We start from the raw sequence: 18,438 nt of genomic DNA, 5'->3' as shown, positions 1-18,438 counted from the left end.
GGGGATTACTTGCCCGACGGGCTCACCTGGACGGTCATCGAGGAGCCGCTCGGCGCCTGCCAGAGGATCTTGATCCGGGTGTTGGTGTCAGTAACCTGCACACCGCCGGTCGGATTGTCCTTGCTCCAGTACGTGCCCTTGCGGTCGTCGAAGAGCGGCGCGCCGAGCTTGGCCTTCACGCGGGCCGCGACGCCGTCCTGGTGGACGGTGTAGCCCTCGCTCGGGAACCAGCTGAAGGGCGAGTCGTACGCCTGGAAGCGGTTGCGCATGACCGAACCGTCGGCCCACTTCTCGATCTGCGGGTGCGCGTCGACCGGCAGGATGCGGCCGGTGCCGGGGTGCACGCCGACGTTGTTGTCGGCCTGCGAGGTGTCCCACTTCCAGATCAGCAGACCGTTCTGGTACGGGTAGTGCTCGACCCAGCCCGGACGGTCCTTCTTCCAGCCGAAGTTGTACGGGCCGGTCTTCAGGGTCGTGTCGTACGAGACGTACTGCCGGTTCTCGGCGATGTAGTACTGCGCGTACTCCTTGGTGAAGGACTCGCCGATGCGCGAGAAGCCCTTCGCCGTCCAGCCGTTGTCGTCGCCCTCGGCGCCGTCGGCGAAGAGGGTGGCGCCGTCGGCGGTGAGGCTGATGGCGTCGGCGGTGAAGCCCTTGCCGGTGGTGCCGCCGTCCGTGGAGTAGCGGAAGCGCAGGTCGATCTTCTTGCCGGCGTACGCGTCGAGCGGGTACGCCAGCTTCTTGTACGCGCCGGACTGGCCGGTCAGCGCGGGCTTGTCGCCGCCGTCGCGCGGGACGGACTTGCCGTCGGCCGTGCCGTCGACCGGGGTCCAGTTCTTGCCGCCGTCCGTGGAGACCTCGACGTAGGCGTAGTCGTAGCCCGCCTCGATGTCCCACCAGCCCGAGAAGTCCAGGCTCGCCTTGGACTTGCCGGTGAGGTCGACCGGGCGGGAGAGGGTGTTCTTCAGGTCGTCGGCCTGACCGCCCCACCACTGCTTGCCGCCCTCGGCAGGCTTGACGACGTCGGTCTTGACCGCCTTGTTGGGCAGGTCGACGACGACCGCCTGCTTGTCCTTGGTGTTGTACTCGGCCACGCCCAGCTTGTGCGTCGACTTCGTCGCCGCCTTCGCCTTGTCGTAGTTGAGCCAGCCGAGCTGCAGCTTGTCCCAGGCGCTCATGTCGCCGGGCAGGTCACCGATGGTGTCCTTGCCGCGGCCCAGCCAGGAACCGGAGGACATCAGCGACCAGTAGGCGACGGAGGACTCACCGGTGCCGGTGGTGTCGTACTCGTCGGGCAGGCCCAGGTCGTGGCCGTACTCGTGGGCGAAGACGCCGAGGCCGCCGTTCTCGGGCTGCATCGTGTAGTCGCCGACCCAGATGCCGGTGTCACCGATCTGCGTGCCGCCGGCCTTGTTGTTCCCGGGGCCGGTCTTGCCGGCGTCCGAGCCGTAGGCGTACCAGCGGTGGGCCCAGATGGCGTCGGTCTTCTGCGCGCCGCCGCCGGCGGACTCGTCCTCGCCGGCGTGCACGATCTGGAAGTGGTCGATGTAGCCGTCGGGCTCGTTGAAGTTGCCGTTGCCGTTGTAGTCGTTGCGGTCCCACTGGTCGTAGGTGGCCAGCTGCGCCTTGACGTCGGCGTCGCTGCGGCCGGCCGCCTTCTGGTCCTTCACCCACTGGTTGACGCCGTCGCGCACCAGGTCCCAGGCGGAGGGGCAGTTGGTGGAGCCGCAGTAGTTGGCGCCGTAACGGGCCTCGTTCCAGGGGACCCTGACCCAGTCGGTGACCGTGCCGTCGACCGTGTAGCGGCCCGAGGACTGCTTCTCGTAGTACTTCGCCAGGGACTCCTTGTCCTTGTCGTGCGAGAAGTACAGGTCCTGGAAGTGCTCCCGGTTGTAGTCCTTCTGCCAGGCCGTGCTGTTGTCGTTCTTGCGGTCCGGCTGCTTGATCTGGTTGTGCGCCGGGCCCGGCTGCCCGCCGTACTTCTTCACGGGCGGCTTGGGCCCGTCCGGCCCGTCCGGGTCGTACATCGTGGTGTCGTCGACCTTGTCGCCGAAGTCCACGAGGATCGTGAAGATGCGGTCGGTCTTCTCCCGGGCGAGCTCGACGTACTTCCCCTTGCCGAGCTGGACGACCTTCGACGCGCCGCGCTGCTCCACGCGGGCGTCGCCGGATATGACCTTGTCGAGGGCAGCCTTGCGCTGCGCCTCCTGCTTCTTCGCGTACGGGCCCTTGAGGTCGTGCTCGACGCCCTTCCCGGCCTGCTCCGGGTCGTGGCGCTCGATGCTCGACGGCGTGCCGGCAGTGGTGGCCGCCTGTGCGATCCCGGCCGTGGTCCCCGTGGCCAGGGCCGTCGCGGCGAGCGCGACGGTCGTGGCCACGGCGGCGGATCTGGCGAGCCTCCGTTGGCTGCTCTTCACTTGTGAATGTCCTCCCCAGTGACAACTGTGGAGGTATTTGACCGGAGTGACGCAAGAAAAGACAGACCTTGACTACAACTGGAAGAGCAAGTACGTTATCCGACCTTTATGTTGCGGATTTCGGACAGCAACGGGCGCGCTCATCTCACCACTTGGACCGGCGGATGACTCCGTGCGCCCCCCGTGCTCCGGCACCGTGTGTTAGGTCACGCTTACCGGCAGTTCCGCTCGGGCAGACAGGACCGTAGAGTCGTTTTGGTGTACACCATTGCTGTACGCACGCTCTTCGCACCAGCCGGCTCCGCACCCACACCTTTGCTCCGAGGACGGATCCCGCCATGCCGCGTCCGACCCCCGCACAGATAACCTACGGATCGGCCACCGTCGTCTTCTCGACCCTCGCCATGCTGCTGCTCTCGCAGACGAGTTCGGGGTTCGGGATCGCGGTCATAGCCGTCGCAGCGCTCGCGCTCGGCCTGTTCGTCGCCGTCGCCTTCCCGGTGCCGCGCGTCGGCTCCCGCAGGCCCCGGGTGCCCCGGCAGCGCGCTCCCCTGCCCACCGAATCGAGACTGAGCGAGCACTCACTGCACTGAGCACTCACTGCACGGTTGAGACCACCACCGTTTTGGCCGCCTTGTCGTGGATGCACTGGTGGTACGGCATGTCCCACGTACACCAGAGCACGTTGACCAGCCAGAAGAGGAAGCCGCAGCAGGGCACCACCTGCGGCAGGTTGTACACGGCGGCGCGCGTCCAGCCCGGGCTTCCCTGGGGGATCGCTCCGTTCTCCAGCATCGCCACCCGGATGCTCATCGCCATCTTGCCGACGGTCTGCCCCCGCTTGGTGAGCATCAGCCCCTCGTAGAGGAAGTAGACGACGGCGATGATGATGCCGAGGCTCGTGGCCCGGCCGTCGTTCCAGTTCGCCGGATCCCAGTCCCACATCGCGGCCTTGAAGACCGCGGTGACCGGGATGGACACGAGCAGCGCGTCGATGATGCGGGCGACGAGCCGCTTGAACCGGTTCGCGAGCGGGGGCATGCCCGCGAGCGGGTCGGCGGCGCCGAACTGATCGCCGTAGGGATTGCCGGGGCCGCCGCCCGGGCCGGGCGGCGGCCCCCCGTACGGATCACCGCCGTAGGGCACCTCCGAGCCGGGCGGCCGGCCGCCGCCTGCGTACGCGCCACCCTCCGGGGACGCGCCGGGGCCCGGCGGGGGCGGGGCTCCCGGCGGGGGCGACCCGTACGGCGGCAGGCGCGGTTCCGTCGGCCGTTTCTTGAAGGGGTCGTCCTCGGGCGGCGGCTCGGTGCTCATGGCCCGAGTAGAACCCGGGGGGCGGCGCCCCGCATCCGGCGCTGTGCCGTTCGGGTCAGCGCTTGCCCACCGCCACGAACGTACGGGCCGCCTTGTCGTGCCAGCACTGCCGCCACGGGCGGTCGAACACGCACCACAGGGCGCCGATCACGCCGATCCCCAGCGCGCCGAGCCCCCCGTACACCAGCCAGCGGCGCAGCGCCGCCCCGAAGCGCGGGCTGTCGTGCGACTCGATGTCCAGGACGCGCGTGCCGCACAGCCGCTTGCCCAGGGTGCGGCCCCACTTGGCGGTGGGGAGCGCCTCCAGGACCACGCCGGCGACGAGCAGGACGCCCAGCACGACGGCCAGGTACGTGCCGGTCGTGCCGTCGAGCAGCCAGACCGTGACCGTCTCGCCGGACTGCTTGGCCTGCGCGACCTTGTCGTCGATGTGAGTGACGGCCTTGGCCCACAGCGGCACGGCCACGGCGCCGACGACGGCGCCCAGCACGACGGAGTCGATCAGGCGGGCGGCGAGCCGCCGCGCCAGCGGCGCGGGGCGGCCCTGCTCCTGCGCGGCCCGCAGGAAGGGGTCGTCCTTCGGGGGCTTCCACGGCGCGGCCACCTCGGAGGAGGCGGCGGCCGGGGGCTGCTGCTGGGCCAGCTGCTGCACCTGCTGGGCCCAGCCGCCGGCCGCGGGCCGGGCCTGCTCCGCGGTGCGGGGGCGGGGCTGCTCCTGCGGACGGGGCTCGGGCAGGGCGGCGGGCGCGGACCGCGCGGGAGCGGGCAGCGCGGCCGCCGGGGCCGCGGCGGGCAGGGCCCGGCGCTCCGGCGGCATGGACTGCGGCCCGGCGGGGGGCTGGGCCTGCGCCTCCTCCACGCGGGCATCCGGCCGGCTCGCGGCGGCGCCCGGCGGAACGGGCCGGCCGGAGGTGCGCAGCTGCATCGTGCCGCCGGGCCGGACGGCGGGGACGCCGCTCTCCGCCCGGGCCGCGGGCTCCTCGGCGCGCTGCGGCTCGGGGCGGTGAGGCTCGGGGCGGTGAGGCTCGGGGCGGTGAGGCTCGGGGCGGTGAGGCTCGGGGCGGTGAGGCTCGGGGCGGGCCGGGCCGGAGGCGGCGGGAGAGGCGACGCGCGGATCACGGGGCCCGGGCATCCCGCTGCCGGAGCCGGGCCCGGAGGCCTCGCCCCAGGAGACGCGCCGGTCCTGATCGCCGCCGAAGCCTTCCTGCCGGGCGGGCTCCGCTCGCCAGGCGGGGGCCGGCTCCGAGCGGGCCTCGCGCAGGGCCGGCTCCTCGTCGAGGAACATCGGCCCCGTCTCGTCGGGCTGCTGCGCGGCCGGCTGCCGGTCGGGGCCGGAGCGGCGCGGGGTCGGCGGCACGGGCGAGGCGAGCGCGGGCGCCGCGGGCCTGGCGAGCCCGGCGGGCGGCGCGGGCATCGGCTCGCCCTCGGCGGGCGCCGGCCGGCTCGTACCGGGCACCCAGGCGGTGCCGCTCCAGTAACGGATATAGCCAGGAATGGAAGGGTCCGGATAAAACCCTTGCGCGGGGCTATTGTCGGCGGATCCTGAGGAAGGGGCGCTCATGGTCTCCGGTGTCCCGTATCTGCTCGGCCGTACTGCGGTGTCGGTGCTCGGTGGGGCGGGCGACGACAAGCAGTCTGCCGCACTCGAGCGACGTGGGTCGCGCTGCTCCCCTGCCTCATGACCTCTATGCACAAAAGGCAACCGGGCGCGCTGCACACAGGTCTACCAGACGGCTCTCCACTCTGCGGCCGTCCCGCGGGCGGGACCACTCACACGTGCGACCGGCGCACCGGTTCGGCGAAGTCGCGTAATGGTGTGGGGGTCGTTGCGCTCTCTGTCGGTGCGGGTCCGTTCGCGAGGGGCCACGGACCGAGAGAAGCAGAGCAGAGAGGGCGCACTTCATGCACACCGTGGTGGAAAGAGAGCTGGAGATCGACCTGGTGCTGTCGCCCGAGCGCAGCATCCCCGTGCCGTCGCGGCTGAGCTACCGGACGGCCGACCCGTACGCGGTGCACATCGCCTTCCACGTCACCTCGGAGGCCCCGGTGTACTGGACGTTCGCGCGCGAGCTGCTGGTCGAGGGGGTGTTCCGGCCGTGCGGCAGCGGTGACGTGCGGGTGTGGCCGACGCGGACGGACGGGCGCAGCGTGGTGTGCATGGCGCTGTCGTCGCCGGACGGCGCCGCGCTGCTGGAGGCCCCGGCGCCGGCGGTGTCGGCGTGGCTGGAGCGGACGCTGCGGGTGGTGGCGCCGGGGTCGGAGCGGGAGCGGCTGGAGCTGGATGCCGCGCTGCGGGAGATCCTGGGCGCGTGACGTAACGCCGCCGGTGCCGGTGCCGGAGCCCGCGCGTCAAGTGCCTTACGCGTCCAGCACTTTGCCCGGGTTCAGGAGGTTCAGGGGGTCGAAGGTCTTTTTGATCCCCCGCTGGATCTCCAGGCCCACGGGGCCCAGCTCCCTCGCGAGCCACTCCTTCTTCAGGACGCCCACGCCGTGTTCGCCGGTGATCGTGCCGCCCAGCTCCAGGCCGAGGGCCATGATCGCGTCGAAGGACTCGCGGGCGCGGCGCGACTCGTCGGCGTCGGCGGGGTCGAAGCAGACGACGGGGTGGGTGTTGCCGTCGCCGGCGTGGGCGCAGACGCCGATGGTGAGGCCGTACTTGCGGGCGATCTCCGCGGTGCCCTCCAGCATGCCGGCGAGGCGGGAGCGGGGCACGCAGACGTCGTCGATCATGGTGGCGGGCCGGAGGGTCTCCAGGGCGGTGAGGGCGAGCCGGCGGGCCTGCAGGAGCAGGTCGGACTCGGCGGCGTCCTCGGCCGGGACGACCTGGTCGGCGCCCGCGGCCGTGCACAGCTCGGCGACGGCGGCGAGGTCCGCGGCCGGGTCGGGGGTGTCGAAGGCGGCGAGGAGCAGCGCTTCGGTGGTCTCCGGGAGGCCCATCTTCGCCATGGCGTTGACGGCGTGGACGGTCGTGCGGTCCATGAGCTCCAGCAGCGAGGGGGCGTGGCCGCGGGCCATGATCTGCCGGACGGCCTCGCCGGCCGCGGCGACCGAGGGGAACTCGGCGGCGAGCGCGAGCTGTTGGGGCGGTGCGGGCCGCAGCGCGAGGACGGCGCGGACGACGACGCCGAGGCTGCCCTCGGAGCCGGTGAACAGGCGGGTGAGGTCGTAGCCCGCGACGCCCTTGGCCGTGCGGCGGCCCGTCCTGAGCAGCCGGCCGTCGGCGAGGACGACGTCGAGGCCGAGGACGTACTCGGCGGTGACGCCGTACTTCACGCAGCACAGGCCGCCGGAGGCGGTGCCGATGTTGCCGCCGATGGTGCACTGTTCCCAGCTGGACGGGTCGGGCGGGTAGTAGAGGCCCTGTTCGGCGACGGCGCGGGAGAGGACGGCGTTGACGACGCCCGGTTCGACGACGGCGACGCGGTCGACGGGGTCGATCTCCAGGATGCGGTCCATCTTGACGAGGGAGAGCACGATGCAGCCGTCGGCGGCGTTGGCCGCGCCGGACAGGCCGGTGCGGGCGCCCTGCGGGACGACGGGGACCCGCAGGGCGGTGGCGGTGCGCATGACGTGCTGTACCTGCTCCACGGTGCGGGGCAGCGTGACGACCGCCGGCCGGCCCGCGGTGCAGAAGCTCGCCATGTCGTTGGCGTACGACGCGGTGACGTCGGGGTCGGTGAGGATCGCTTCGGCGGGGAGTCCTTCGCGCAGGTGCTCGATCAGATCGGCCATACGATCTCTCTCCCCGCCGCAGCGGAATTCAAGCCCGGGCCCGCCCGGCATCCGGGGAGCCCGCCCGGGGGCCGGGGGCCGGGGGCCGGGGGCCGGGGGCCGTCAGAGATTGCCCCGCTTCTCCTGCTCCCGCTCGATGGCCTCGAAGAGCGCCTTGAAGTTGCCCTTGCCGAAGCCCATCGACCCGTGCCGCTCGATCATTTCGAAGAAGACGGTGGGCCGGTCCTGCACCGGCTTGGTGAAGATCTGGAGCAGGTAGCCGTCCTCGTCGCGGTCGGCGAGGATCTTCAGTTCGCGCAGGGTGTCGACGGGAACGCGGGTCTCGCCGACCCACTCCCCCAGCGTGTCGTAGTACGAGTCGGGGGTGTCGAGGAACTGCACGCCGGCGGCGCGCATGGCACGCACGGTAGCGACGATGTCGTTCGTCGCGAGGGCGATGTGCTGGACGCCGGGGCCGTTGTAGAACTCCAGGTACTCGTCGATCTGCGACTTCTTCTTGGCGATGGCCGGCTCGTTGAGCGGGAACTTCACCTTGCGGGTGCCGTCCGCGACGACCTTCGACATGAGGGCGGAGTACTCGGTGGCGATGTCGTCGCCGACGAACTCCTTCATGTTCGTGAAGTGCATGACGTTGTTGTAGAACGCCACCCACTCGTTCATCTTGCCGAGCTCGACGTTGCCCACGCAGTGGTCGATCGCCTGGAAGCGGCGGTCCCCGGGCTCGACGAGGGGCTTGGCGGCGACGTAGCCGGGCAGGTACGGGCCGGTGTACGCGGACCGGTCGACGAGGGTGTGGCGGGTCTTTCCGTACGTGGCGATGGCGGCGAGGACGACGGTGCCGTGCTCGTCCGTGACCTCGTGCGGGGCCTCCAGGCCGGTCGCGCCGTGCTCAAGGGCGTAGGCGTAGGCGGCGCGGGCGTCCGGCACCTCGATGGCGAGGTCGACGACGCCGTCGCCGTGCTCGGCGACGTGCTCCGCGAGGAAGCGGCCGTGGTCGGTTGCGGCCTTGATGACCGTGGTGAGGACAAAGCGCGCGCCGCCGGACTCCAGGACGTAGGAGGCGGTCTCGCGGCTGCCGTTCTCCGGGCCGCGGTAGGCGACGAGCTTCATGCCGAAGGCGGTGGAGTAGTAGTGGGCGGCCTGCTTGGCGTTGCCGACGGCGAAGACGACCGCGTCCATCCCCTTGACCGGGAAGGGGTCGGCCTGCCGTGCGGTGTGCGGGGTGTGATCGGTGGTCTGTGTCATGGCCGCAGCGTCCCGCCGATCCACAAGGTGCGCAATACTTTGTGTGTTCACTGGGCAGACTGCATAGCAGACCGCGGGTTACATCGGACGTTCTGTACATGCTGACTACTGGGAGGGCCGCGTGGCGATCGATCGTTTGGACGGCCGGCTGATCGAGCTGCTGGCCGAGGAGCCGCGGATCGGCGTCCTGGAGGCCTCGCGCCGGCTGGGCGTGGCGCGCGGGACCGTGCAGGCGCGGCTGGACCGGCTGCAGGCGCAGGGCGTCATCCGCGGCTTCGGCCCGGACGTGGACCCCGCGGCGCTGGGCTATCCGGTGACGGCCTTCGCGACGCTGGAGATCAAGCAGGGGCAGGGCGGCGACGTCCGGGCGCACCTCGCGACCGTGCCCGAGGTGCTGGAGCTGCACACCACGACCGGGCGCGGCGACATGCTCTGCCGCCTGGTCGCACGCTCGAACGCCGACCTCCAGCGTGTGATCGACCGCGTTGTGGGTTTTGATGGCATCGTGCGGGCCTCCACGGCGATCGTCATGGAGAACGCCGTGCCGCTGCGGATCATCCCGCTGGTGCAGCAGGCGTCGTCGCAGACCCCGTACCGGCCCTGAGGTCCCGAGGCCTTGCGTCCGCTTCAACGGCCCCGGGATCCCCGACGCGCGAGAGGGAGGCGAGCGGGTGAGCTTCTGGGAGTACGTCGCGGGCCGCCGCGCCCAGCTGCTGGCGGACAGCTACCAGCACGCCAGCGCCGTCTTCCAGTGCATGGTCGTCGCCACCCTGATCGGCGTGGTGATCGGCGTGCTCACGTACCGCAGCGAGTGGGCCGGGAACCTGGCGGTGACCACGACGGCGACCCTGCTGACCGTGCCCTCGCTGGCCCTGCTCGGCCTGCTCGTCCCGCTCACCGGCCTGGGCGTGGCGCCGACGGTCACGGCGCTCGTGCTCTACGGGCTGCTGCCGATCGTCCGCAACGCGGTCGTGGGGCTGCGGGGCGTGGACCCCTCGCTCGTGGACGCCGCGAAGGGGATCGGGATGTCCCGGGCGGCCCGGCTCCTGCGCGTCGAGCTGCCGCTGGCCTGGCCGCCGATCCTCACCGGTATCCGGGTGGCCACCCAGATGCTGATGGGCATCGCGGCGGTCGCCGCGTACGCCTCGGGGCCCGGCCTCGGCAACGAGATCTTCCGCGGCGTCTCGTCGCTGGGCAGCGCCAACGCCCTCAACCAGGTGCTCGCCGGAACGCTCGGGATCATCGTGCTCGCCCTGCTCTTCGACGCGGCGTACGTGCTGATCGGGCGGCTGACGATCCCGGGCGGGATCCGTGGCTGAGGCCGCGCCGCACCCCCCGGAGGACCGGGCGCGGACCTCCGGCGCCACGATCCGGCGGAGCTCCGGCGCCACCGTCCGGCGGACCTCCGGCGCCACCATCCAGCTGGAGAACCTCACCAAGCGCTACCCCGGCAACCCCGCCCCCGCCGTGGACTGCGTGAACATGGACATCAAGGCCGGGGAGCTGGTGGTCTTCGTCGGTCCGTCCGGCTGCGGCAAGACCACCACCATGAAGATGATCAACCGGCTGATCGAGCCGACGTCGGGCCGGATCCGCATCGACGGCGAGGACGTCACCGGCATCGACCCGGTCCGGCTGCGCCGCAAGATCGGCTACGCGATCCAGGCCTCCGGGCTCTTCCCCCACATGACCGTCGCGCAGAACATCGCGCTCGTCCCGCGCATGACCGGCTGGTCCAAGCGGCGGATCGCCGAGCGGGTGGAGGAGATGCTCGACCTGGTGGGGCTCGACCCCGGCGAGTTCCAGGGCCGCTATCCGCGCCAGCTCTCGGGCGGGCAGCAGCAGCGCGTCGGCGTGGCCCGCGCCCTGGCCGCCGACCCGCCGGTGCTGCTGATGGACGAGCCGTTCGGCGCGGTCGACCCGATCACCCGCGACCACCTCCAGGACGAGCTGATCCGGCTGCAGCACGAGCTGCACAAGACGATCGTCTTCGTCACCCACGACTTCGACGAGGCCATCAAGCTCGGCGACCGGATCGCGGTGCTCCGCGAGCGCTCGCACATCGCCCAGTTCGACACCCCGGAGGCCATCCTCACCAACCCCGCCGACGACTTCGTCTCGGGCTTCGTGGGCGCGGGCGCGGCCCTCAAACGGCTCAACCTCACGCGCGTGCGGGACGTGGGCGTCGTCGACTTCCCCACCGCCACCATCGACGACCCCCTCCAGACGATCATCGACCGGCTGCGCCGGGGCACCACCAACGAGGTGCTGCTGCTGGACCGGCACCACCGCCCGTACAAATGGCTGCGGCGCGGCGACCTGATGCGGGCCCAGGGCTCCCTCGTCCGCGCCGGCACCCTCGTGCACGACACCGTCACCCGCGACGCGACGCTGCGCGACGCGCTGGAGGCCGTCCTCATCGACAACGCGGGCCGGGTGCCGGTCACCGGGCGGCGCGGCCGCTACGAGGGCGTCGTCGACATGCAGACGCTCATGAACTCCGTGCACGAACTGCTGGAGGAGGACCGGCTGGACGCCGTAGAGCACCAGCACCTGCTGGAGGAGCAGCGCGCCCAGCAGGTGCTGGAGGAGCAGGAGGGCACGACGGACGCGCCGGAGGAGCTGGCGTGAGGCCCCCGTCCCCGGAGCGGCCGGGCCGGCAGGAAGCCGAGGGGGCCGAAGACAGTGCCGCGCCCGTGCCCGCCCCGCGCCCCCGGCGCCGCGTCACCTGGCAGAAGCTGACGATCCTGCCCTGCTTCCTGCTGGCCCTGCTGCTGGCGACCTGGCTGTGGTTCCGCGGCGCCGACCTCGACTCCGTCGCCCGGAACTCCATCGCCGACGGCAACGTCTGGCTGCGCCTGCGGCAGCACGTCGTCCTCACCGTCGTCTCCACCTTCTTCGTGCTGATCATCGCCATCCCGCTGGGCATCCTGCTCACCCGCCCCCGGCTGCGCCCCGCCGCGCCCCCCGTCGTCGCCGTCGCGAACGTCGGCCAGGCCACGCCCGCGATCGGTCTGCTGGCGCTGCTGGTGATCTGGCTGGGCATCGGCATGCAGGCCGCGCTCGTCGGCATGGTGGTCTACGCGGTGCTGCCCGTGCTCGCCAACACGGTCGCGGGGCTGCGCGCCATCGACCCGACGCTGGTGGAGGCCGCGCGCGGCATCGGCATGTCGGCCCTGGGCGTGCTGCGCCGGGTCGAACTGCCCCTGGCCGTACCGCTGATCCTCGCGGGCGTGCGGACGGCCCTCGTCCTCAACGTGGGCACGGCGACGCTCGCCTACTTCGGCGGGGGCGGCGGGCTCGGCGACCTGATCGCGTCGGGCATCACCAACCAGCGGATGCCGGTGCTCGTGCTGGGGTCGGTCCTGACCGTGGCGCTCGCCCTGCTGGTGGACTGGATGGCGTCCCTGGCCGAGCTGCTGCTGCGGCCGCGCGGGCTGGGGTCGTCCTGAGCCGCCGGGGGCGTCCCGGCCCGGGCGGGCGGAGGGTGCCGGCGACGGCCCTCGCCCTCGTCCTCGCGCTCCTCCTGCCCCTGGCCGGCGGCTGCGGCCTGACCAGCGGCTCCCCGCTGGCCGACGGCGTCCGGCCCGGCTCGGTCGGCCGGGGCCTGCCGCTCAAGGGCGCCTCCCTGACCGTCACCTCCAAGAGCTTCAGCGAGAACATCGTGCTCGGCCAGATCATGGGCCTCGCCTTCAAGGCCGCGGGCGCGAGCGTGCTGGACCGCACCAACATCCAGGGCTCGATCGGGGCGCGCGAGGCCGTCCGGTCCGGCGGTGCGGACGCCATGTACGAGTACACGGGCACCGCCTGGATCACCTACCTCGGCCACGACCAGCCGATCCCCGACCCGCAGCGGCAGTGGCGGGCCGTCCGTGACGCCGACGCCCGCAACGGCCTCACCTGGCTCGCGCCCGCCGCGCTCGACAACACGTACGCCCTGGCCATGAGCCGCGCCGGCGCCCACAGGTACGGCACCCGCACGCTCTCGGAGGTGGCCGCCCTGTCGAGGCGCGACCCGAACGCCGTGACCCTGTGCGTGGAGACCGAGTTCGCGGCGCGCGACGACGGGCTGCAGGGCATGGCGAAGGCGTACGGCATGAACGTGCCCGCCTCCCGCGTCCAGAAGATGGACGGCGGCATCATCTACACCCAGGTCTCCGGCGGGCGCTCCTGCACCTTCGGCGAGGTGTTCACCACCGACGGCCGCATCGCGGCCATGCACCTCGTCGTCATGCGCGACGACCAGCACTTCTTCCCCAACTACAACGCCGCGCCGGAGATCAACAGCGCGACCCTGCGCAGGTATCCGGCGATCAAGGACGTCCTGGACCCCATCACGGCGCGGCTCGACAACGACGTGGCGCGGGAGCTCAACGCCGAGGTGGACGTGGCGGGGAAGGACCCGCGGGAGGTCGCGGAGGAGTGGCTGGTGAGGGAGGGGTTCATCACCCGCTGAGCGCTCAGCGGGCAGGGGGGTCAGCAGGTGGGAACGTTGTTCTCGTCGCCCGCCGCGAGGGCCCGCAGCGACTTGACCGCGTCCTGCAGCTTCTCCACCGGGACCAGCTGCAGCCCCTTGGGCAGGTTGGCCTTCGCCGCCGAGCACTCGGCCTTCGGGACGAGGAAGACCGTCGCGCCGTCGCGCCGGGCCGCCTGCGTCTTCAGCGGGACGCCGCCGACCTCGCCGACGGTCCCGTCGGCGTCGATGGTGCCCGTGCCGGAGATGATGCGCCCGCCCGTGAGCTCGCCGCCGCGGCCGTCGCCGTCGACCTTGTCGATGATGCCGAGGGTGAAGAGCAGCCCCGCGCTCGGCCCGCCCACGTCGCCGAGGCTGAGGCCGGTCTTCAGCTCGCCGGGCGAGCGGTGCAGGTAGCGGCGGGCGGCGTCGGTGGCCGCGTCCTGCGACTTCTTCATCTCCTCCTGGTTGTGCGCGTCGACCTCCTCGTCGGAGTCGCCGACGGGGTAGACGGCGTCGTGCGGCATCACGGCCCGGTCCGTACGGGACCAGCCGCTGATCACGTCGCCCAGGTCCACGTCGACGCGCGGGCCCGTCACCACGATCGTGGTCATGCGCAGCTGGCCGGTGGTCTTCCGCGCGGAGGCGCCCTCGATCCGGATCACCTGCTTGCCCTCGTGGGAGCCGAGCACGTCCACCGTCGAGCCGGGCTGCGCCACGGAGAACGGCAGCGGCACGAAGGGCACGGAGGCGAGCAGGGCGACGACGGGCACGGCACAGACGGCGAGGGTCCGGGCGCGGCGGGACCGGGCGGGCTTGGCCGGGGAAGGCGTGGCCGGAGCGGGCGTGGTCGGAGCGGGCATGCAGCGAATCTAGTTCACCGGCGTCCCTTCCGTGACATGCGCCCTCGCCGGGCGAGGCGCGGCGAGGGCGGGGGAACACCCGGGCCGGAGGCGCCCGCCCGGGTCACCTCAGGCTCACCTCAGGGCGTCCGCAACCTCCTTCGCCGCTTCCATCACGCGCGGGCCCACGCGGTCGGGGATCGTGTCCGTGAGCATCACCACGCCCACGCTGCCCTCGATCCCCAGGACGCCGAGCAGCGGCGCCGCCGCGCCGCTCGCGCCGGCCTCCAGCTCGCCGTGGGTGAGGGCGTAGCCGGGGCTGTCGGTCTCGCCGCGGCGGGCGGCGAGTATGGCGCGGCCGGCCGCGCCCCGGTCCAGGGGGTGGCGGAAGCCCGCGCGGTAGGCCACGTGGTAATCCGTCCACGTCGGCTCGACGACGGCCACCGCGAGCGCCTCGGTGCCGTCGACGAGCGTGAGGTGGGCGGTGGCCCCGATGTCCTCGGCCAGGGAGCGCAGGGCGGGCAGGGCCGCCTCGCGCACCAGCGGGTGCACCTGGCGGCCGAGCCGCAGCACCCCGAGGCCCACCCGGGCGCGGCCGCCGATGTCCCGGCGGACCAGTGCGTGCTGCTCCAACGTGGCGAGCAGGCGGTAGACGACCGTCCGGTTGACCCCGAGCCGGGTGGACAGCTCGGTGACGGTCAGGCCGTGGTCGGTGTCGGCGAGCAGTTTGAGGACGCGCAGTCCCCGGTCGAGCGTCTGCGAGGTCTCCGCTGTCACGACGCCCCTCCTCCGATGTATGGCGGCTCTCGGGGTGGGGTGCGCCGCCGGTCCGCAGCCGGCAGCGCGCAAGGAGAGGCCGCCGGCGGCTTGTCGCTTCTTGCAGCTCTTCTGTACCGGCTGCGCTCCGCGGCGGCGCTGCCACGGGGCGTGTGCGTGACCGGCACCGTAGCGCCGCCGGTCCGCTCAGCGGAAGAGTCTGCCCGCGATCCGGTCAGGCCAGGACCGAATTACGGATATCGGGGCGGCCGCCGCAGACGCGGCGGAGTTCGGTGTGGATGACGCCGTGGGGCTTGCCGCTCTGGTGGACGTAGGCGCCGACGAGCGTGTTGAGCTGCTTGCGCAGCTCCAGGAGCTCCTTGTGGGTGACCACGGGGCGCCGCTCGGCGGGCAGTTCGAGGAGGTCCGCCTCCTCGTCCGGCCGCTTGCGGCTGTGCGCGATCTGGCGCGCCTGCCGCTTCTGCAGCAGCAACTGCACCTGCTCGGGCTCCAGCAGGCCGGGAATGCCGAGGTAGTCCTGCTCCTCCTCGCTGCCCGCGTGCGCCTGCATGCCGAACTCGGCGTTGTTGTAGAGCACCCGGTCGAAGACCGCGTCCGACTCCAGCGCCTCGAAGGAGAGTTGGTCGTCGGTGCCGGTGTCCTCGTCCTGCTGGCGCTCCGCCTCGGCGAGGAGCTTGTCCTCCTCCGCGTACGGATCCTCCTCGCCGTCGCCCTTCTTGGGCTTGTCGAGGACGTGGTCGCGCTCGACCTCCATCTCATTGGCGAAGGTCAGCAGGTCCGGGACCGTCGGCAGAAAGACGGACGCCGTCTCGCCGCGGCGCCGGGAGCGCACGAAGCGGCCGACGGCCTGGGCGAAGAACAACGGCGTGGAGATCGTCGTCGCGTAGACGCCGACCGCGAGCCGGGGCACGTCGACGCCCTCGGACACCATGCGGACGGCGACCATCCAGCGGTCGGTGCCGTGCGAGAAGTCGTCGATGCGCTGGGAGGCGCCGCCGTCGTCGGACAGCACGAGCGTGGCGCCCTCGCCGGTGATCTCGCGGATCAGCTTGGCGTAGGCGCGGGCGGACTCCTGGTCGGAGGCGATCACGAGGGCGCCCGCGTCCGGGATGGACTTGCGCACCTCGGTCAGCCGGCGGTCGGCCGCGCGCAGCACGTTCGGCATCCACTCGCCGCGCGGGTCGAGCGCGGTGCGCCAGGCCTGGGAGACGGCGTCCTTGGTCATGGGCTCGCCGAGGCGGGCCGCGATCTCGTCGCCCGCCTTGGTGCGCCAGCGCATGTTGCCGCTGTAGGAGAGGAAGATGACCGGGCGGACGACGCCGTCGCCGAGGGCGTTGCCGTACCCGTACGTGTAGTCGGCGGAGGAGCGTCGGATGCCGTCGTTGCCCTCCTCGTACGTCACGAACGGGATGGGGTTGGTGTCCGAGCGGAAGGGCGTGCCGGTCAGGGCGAGCCGGCGGGTGGCGGGCTCGAAGGCCTCCAGGCACGCCTCGCCCCAGGACTTGGAGTCGCCGGCGTGGTGGATCTCGTCGAGGATGACAAGGGTCTTGCGCTGCTCGCAGCGGTTGCGGTGCAGCATCGGGCGCACGCCCACGCCGGCGTAGGTCACGGCGACGCCGTGGTACTCGCGGCCGAGGGGGCCGGCGCTGTACTCCGGGTCGAGCTTGATGCCTATCCGGGCCGCCGCTTCCGCCCACTGCTTCTTCAGGTGCTCGGTCGGGGCGACGACGGTCACCTGCTGGACGACGTGGTGGTGCAGCAGCCAGGAGGCCAGGGTGAGGGCGAAGGTCGTCTTGCCGGCGCCCGGGGTGGCGACGGCGAGGAAGTCGCGCGGCTGCTCCTGGACGTACTTCTCCATGGCGCCCTGCTGCCAGGCGCGGAGCTTGTTCGCGGTACCCCAAGGGGCCCGGCCGGGGAAAGCAGGGGAGAGATGGTGGTGGGTTGTGGTGGTAGTCACGGTCTCCGTCGGCTGGTTCGGCGGTCGGCAACCGCGTCAGCCTACCGGGGCCGCGGTTCACGCTCCGGGGTTACGCCCCGGGGTCACCCGAGGGTGGGACCGAGGTCACACCGCGGCCGGCGGCCTCCCGCGGCGCGAGCCGGGTGGCCACGTACGCGCCCACCAGCGCGAACGCCGCCGCGGCCGCGAAGACCGCCGCGAAGGCGTGCGACGGGGCCGCCGAGGCGCCCTCCGCGGCGGCCGTCGAACCGCCCCCGGACGAGACGAAGAGCACTCCGGCCAGCCCGACCAGGAGGATGCTGCCGAGCGCGTCCGACGTCTGCAGGGAGGCCGCGTTCGTGCCCTCCTCGCCCGGCCGGGACAGCTTCAGCAGGAGCACCGCGCCGCTGGAGATCGTCAGGCCCATGCCGTAGCCGCCGAACACCCAGGACGCCCCGGCCACCCACACCGGCACGCCGTGCACCAGCACCGTCGCCATCAGCACGACGGCGAGCGCCACCAGCCCCATGCCGAGGCTCATCAGCCGCTCGCGGTACGGCTCGGCCCGGCGTCGGCTCTGGGTGTACGAACCGAGCGCCCAGCTCAGCCCGCCGCCCGTGAGGGAGAAGCCCGCGAGCGTCGCGGACAGGCCGCGCTCCGTGACCAGCATCAGCGGGATGAAGCTCTCCGCGGCCACGAAGGAGCCCTGCGCGATGCCGCGCAGCAGCACCACCGAGGGCAGCCCGCGGCGGGCGCGGAAGGTGCCGGGCGGCAGCAGGCGCCGTACGCACGGCACCAGCAGGGCGAGCCCGGCGGCGGCCGGCAGCAGGGCCCAGGGCGTGAGGTCCTGCCCCGCGTACTGCAGCAGCCCGGCGCCCGCCGCGACGGCCAGCGCCAGCAGGATGCGGCGCCGGTCGGGCGTCCCGGCCGGCGGGCCCGGCGGCAGGGCGCGCAGGGCCGGGAGCATCACCGCCAGCGGCAGCAGGACCAGCACCGGGATGGCCAGGAACACCCAGCGCCAGCCGAGCTGCTCGGTGACCGCGCCCGCCACCAGCGGGCCGACGATCACCGGCACCACCCAGGCGGCCGAGAACGAGGCCATGACCGAGGCGCGCAGCCGCTCCGGATACGCCCGGCCGACCACCACGTACAGCGCGACGATCACCAGCCCGCCGCCGATGCCCTGCACCCCGCGCCCCGCGACGAACATCCACATCCGCTGCGCCGAGCCCGCGATCACCAGGCCGGTGCCGAAGGCGGCGATGCCGGTGAAGAGGGGGACGAGCGGGCCCGAACGGTCGCACCACTCCCCCGACAGCGTCATCGCGAAGAGGCTCGCGGTGAAGAAGGCGGAGAAGGCGAAGGCGTAGAGGCCGATGCCGTCGAGGGCGCGGGCGGCGACGGGCATCGCGGTGTTGACCGCGCTCGCCTCGAAGGCGATGAGGGAGACGACCGAGATGATGCCCAGGGTGAGCGCCCGGTGACGGCGCCCGAGTATGCCGCCGGCCGGGTCGTCGTGCGGGGCGGTGTCCTGGGCTGGGGTCATGGATTCGGCGGCGGTCATACCGCTTGAGCGTACGGGGGGGATCACGTTCGGGCACGTGCCGCGGGGAGGAGATCGGGTGGGACTTGGGTCCTAGGTGCGGGTACGGGCGCGCGGCGCACGAAGCCCCCGACAAGCCATCCCGGACATGCCATCCCGAGCACGCCATTCCGAACATG

16 protein-coding genes are annotated in these 18,438 nt (G+C 72.4%); 7 read left to right on the top strand and 9 right to left on the bottom strand.

All coding sequences use genetic code 11. From position 1 onward, the window contains the following. Positions 1-5 precede the first annotated feature (5 nt). Complete coding sequence (locus tag IF61_RS0128625) at positions 6-2,417, bottom strand: immune inhibitor A domain-containing protein (protein ID WP_030369438.1); 2,412 nt, start codon at positions 2,415-2,417, stop codon at positions 6-8. 338 nt (positions 2,418-2,755) lie between these two features. On the opposite strand from IF61_RS0128625, the gene IF61_RS0128620 reads away from it, so the two are divergent. Then, positions 2,756-3,010 carry a hypothetical protein gene (locus IF61_RS0128620; RefSeq protein WP_030369437.1) on the top strand — a complete coding sequence of 85 codons (255 nt, stop codon included), beginning with the start codon at positions 2,756-2,758 and terminating at the stop codon, positions 3,008-3,010. 4 nt (positions 3,011-3,014) lie between these two features. Here IF61_RS0128620 and IF61_RS0128615 read toward each other — a convergent pair whose 3' ends face one another. Continuing rightward, positions 3,015-3,731: an RDD family protein gene (locus IF61_RS0128615; RefSeq protein ID WP_030369436.1), complete on the bottom strand. Its 717-nt coding sequence runs from the start codon at positions 3,729-3,731 to the stop codon at positions 3,015-3,017. Positions 3,732-3,786: 55 nt separating this feature from the next. Continuing rightward, positions 3,787-5,292 (bottom strand): RDD family protein, encoded by a 1,506-nt coding sequence (locus tag IF61_RS0128610; RefSeq protein ID WP_030369435.1) that lies wholly within the window; start codon positions 5,290-5,292, stop codon positions 3,787-3,789. A 341-nt stretch (positions 5,293-5,633) separates the two neighbouring features. Here IF61_RS0128610 and IF61_RS0128605 point away from each other — a divergent pair, with 341 nt between their 5' ends. Next, positions 5,634-6,044 (top strand): SsgA family sporulation/cell division regulator, encoded by a 411-nt coding sequence (locus IF61_RS0128605; protein WP_030369434.1) that lies wholly within the window; start codon positions 5,634-5,636, stop codon positions 6,042-6,044. A 45-nt stretch (positions 6,045-6,089) separates the two neighbouring features. Here IF61_RS0128605 and IF61_RS0128600 read toward each other — a convergent pair whose 3' ends face one another. Together IF61_RS0128600 and hppD are read right to left on the bottom strand one after the other, a co-directional pair. Further along, complete coding sequence (locus IF61_RS0128600; protein WP_030369433.1) at positions 6,090-7,463, bottom strand: FAD-binding oxidoreductase; 1,374 nt, start codon at positions 7,461-7,463, stop codon at positions 6,090-6,092. A gap of 102 nt (positions 7,464-7,565) precedes the next feature. After that, positions 7,566-8,708 (bottom strand): 4-hydroxyphenylpyruvate dioxygenase, encoded by a 1,143-nt coding sequence (gene hppD, locus IF61_RS0128595; RefSeq protein WP_030369432.1) that lies wholly within the window; start codon positions 8,706-8,708, stop codon positions 7,566-7,568. A gap of 121 nt (positions 8,709-8,829) precedes the next feature. Between hppD and IF61_RS0128590 the strand changes: the two genes are divergently transcribed. The 5 genes from IF61_RS0128590 (at position 8,830) to IF61_RS0128570 (ending at position 13,164) form a co-directional block, all read left to right on the top strand. Continuing rightward, entirely contained in the window at positions 8,830-9,312 is a 483-nt protein-coding gene (locus tag IF61_RS0128590) for an Lrp/AsnC family transcriptional regulator (RefSeq protein WP_030369431.1), read from the top strand. A 67-nt stretch (positions 9,313-9,379) separates the two neighbouring features. Then, complete coding sequence (locus tag IF61_RS0128585) at positions 9,380-10,027, top strand: ABC transporter permease (protein ID WP_030369430.1); 648 nt, start codon at positions 9,380-9,382, stop codon at positions 10,025-10,027. A 49-nt stretch (positions 10,028-10,076) separates the two neighbouring features. Further along, positions 10,077-11,339, top strand: coding sequence for an ABC transporter ATP-binding protein (locus tag IF61_RS0128580; RefSeq protein ID WP_030369429.1), 1,263 nt, complete (start codon positions 10,077-10,079; stop codon positions 11,337-11,339). After that, positions 11,336-12,160: an ABC transporter permease gene (locus tag IF61_RS0128575; protein ID WP_043191210.1), complete on the top strand. Its 825-nt coding sequence runs from the start codon at positions 11,336-11,338 to the stop codon at positions 12,158-12,160. Before IF61_RS0128580 ends, IF61_RS0128575 begins: the two co-directional genes overlap by 4 nt. A gap of 35 nt (positions 12,161-12,195) precedes the next feature. Further along, positions 12,196-13,164, top strand: a complete 969-nt coding sequence (locus IF61_RS0128570; protein WP_030369427.1) for a glycine betaine ABC transporter substrate-binding protein — start codon at positions 12,196-12,198, stop codon at positions 13,162-13,164. 20 nt (positions 13,165-13,184) lie between these two features. On the opposite strand, the gene IF61_RS0128565 is transcribed toward IF61_RS0128570, so the two are convergent. The 4 genes from IF61_RS0128565 to IF61_RS0128550 form a co-directional block, all read right to left on the bottom strand. Next, entirely contained in the window at positions 13,185-14,024 is an 840-nt protein-coding gene (locus tag IF61_RS0128565) for a hypothetical protein (RefSeq protein ID WP_030369426.1), read from the bottom strand. Positions 14,025-14,138: 114 nt separating this feature from the next. Continuing rightward, positions 14,139-14,780, bottom strand: a complete 642-nt coding sequence (locus tag IF61_RS0128560) for an IclR family transcriptional regulator (RefSeq protein ID WP_030369425.1) — start codon at positions 14,778-14,780, stop codon at positions 14,139-14,141. 214 nt (positions 14,781-14,994) lie between these two features. Then, the gene (locus IF61_RS0128555; protein WP_052393135.1) at positions 14,995-16,737 is read right to left on the bottom strand and encodes a DEAD/DEAH box helicase family protein; all 1,743 of its coding nucleotides are present in this window, start codon (positions 16,735-16,737) and stop codon (positions 14,995-14,997) included. A gap of 70 nt (positions 16,738-16,807) precedes the next feature. Further along, entirely contained in the window at positions 16,808-18,280 is a 1,473-nt protein-coding gene (locus tag IF61_RS0128550; RefSeq protein ID WP_043191205.1) for an MFS transporter, read from the bottom strand. Positions 18,281-18,438: the final 158 nt, after the last annotated feature.

The sequence above is a fragment of the Streptomyces roseoverticillatus genome, assembly GCF_000719265.1.
GTDB classification, from domain to species: Bacteria; Actinomycetota; Actinomycetes; order Streptomycetales; family Streptomycetaceae; genus Streptomyces; species Streptomyces roseoverticillatus.
The sequence above is the reverse complement of the archived record's forward strand: the minus strand, read 5'-3'. Positions and strand labels throughout refer to the sequence as shown.

Bases quoted from the DNA above. Each gene is read 5' to 3' on its own strand.
- IF61_RS0128605 (WP_030369434.1), top strand. From the start codon at position 5,634: ATGCACACCGTGGTGGAAAGAGAGCTGGAGATCGACCTGGTGCTGTCG.
- IF61_RS0128620 (WP_030369437.1), top strand. From the start codon at position 2,756: ATGCCGCGTCCGACCCCCGCACAGATAACCTACGGATCGGCCACCGTC.
- IF61_RS0128610 (WP_030369435.1), bottom strand. From the start codon at position 5,292: ATGAGCGCCCCTTCCTCAGGATCCGCCGACAATAGCCCCGCGCAAGGG.
- IF61_RS0128550 (WP_043191205.1), bottom strand. From the start codon at position 18,280: ATGACCGCCGCCGAATCCATGACCCCAGCCCAGGACACCGCCCCGCAC.
- IF61_RS0128565 (WP_030369426.1), bottom strand. From the start codon at position 14,024: ATGCCCGCTCCGACCACGCCCGCTCCGGCCACGCCTTCCCCGGCCAAG.
- IF61_RS0128615 (WP_030369436.1), bottom strand. From the start codon at position 3,731: ATGAGCACCGAGCCGCCGCCCGAGGACGACCCCTTCAAGAAACGGCCG.
- IF61_RS0128600 (WP_030369433.1), bottom strand. From the start codon at position 7,463: ATGGCCGATCTGATCGAGCACCTGCGCGAAGGACTCCCCGCCGAAGCG.
- hppD (WP_030369432.1), bottom strand. From the start codon at position 8,708: ATGACACAGACCACCGATCACACCCCGCACACCGCACGGCAGGCCGAC.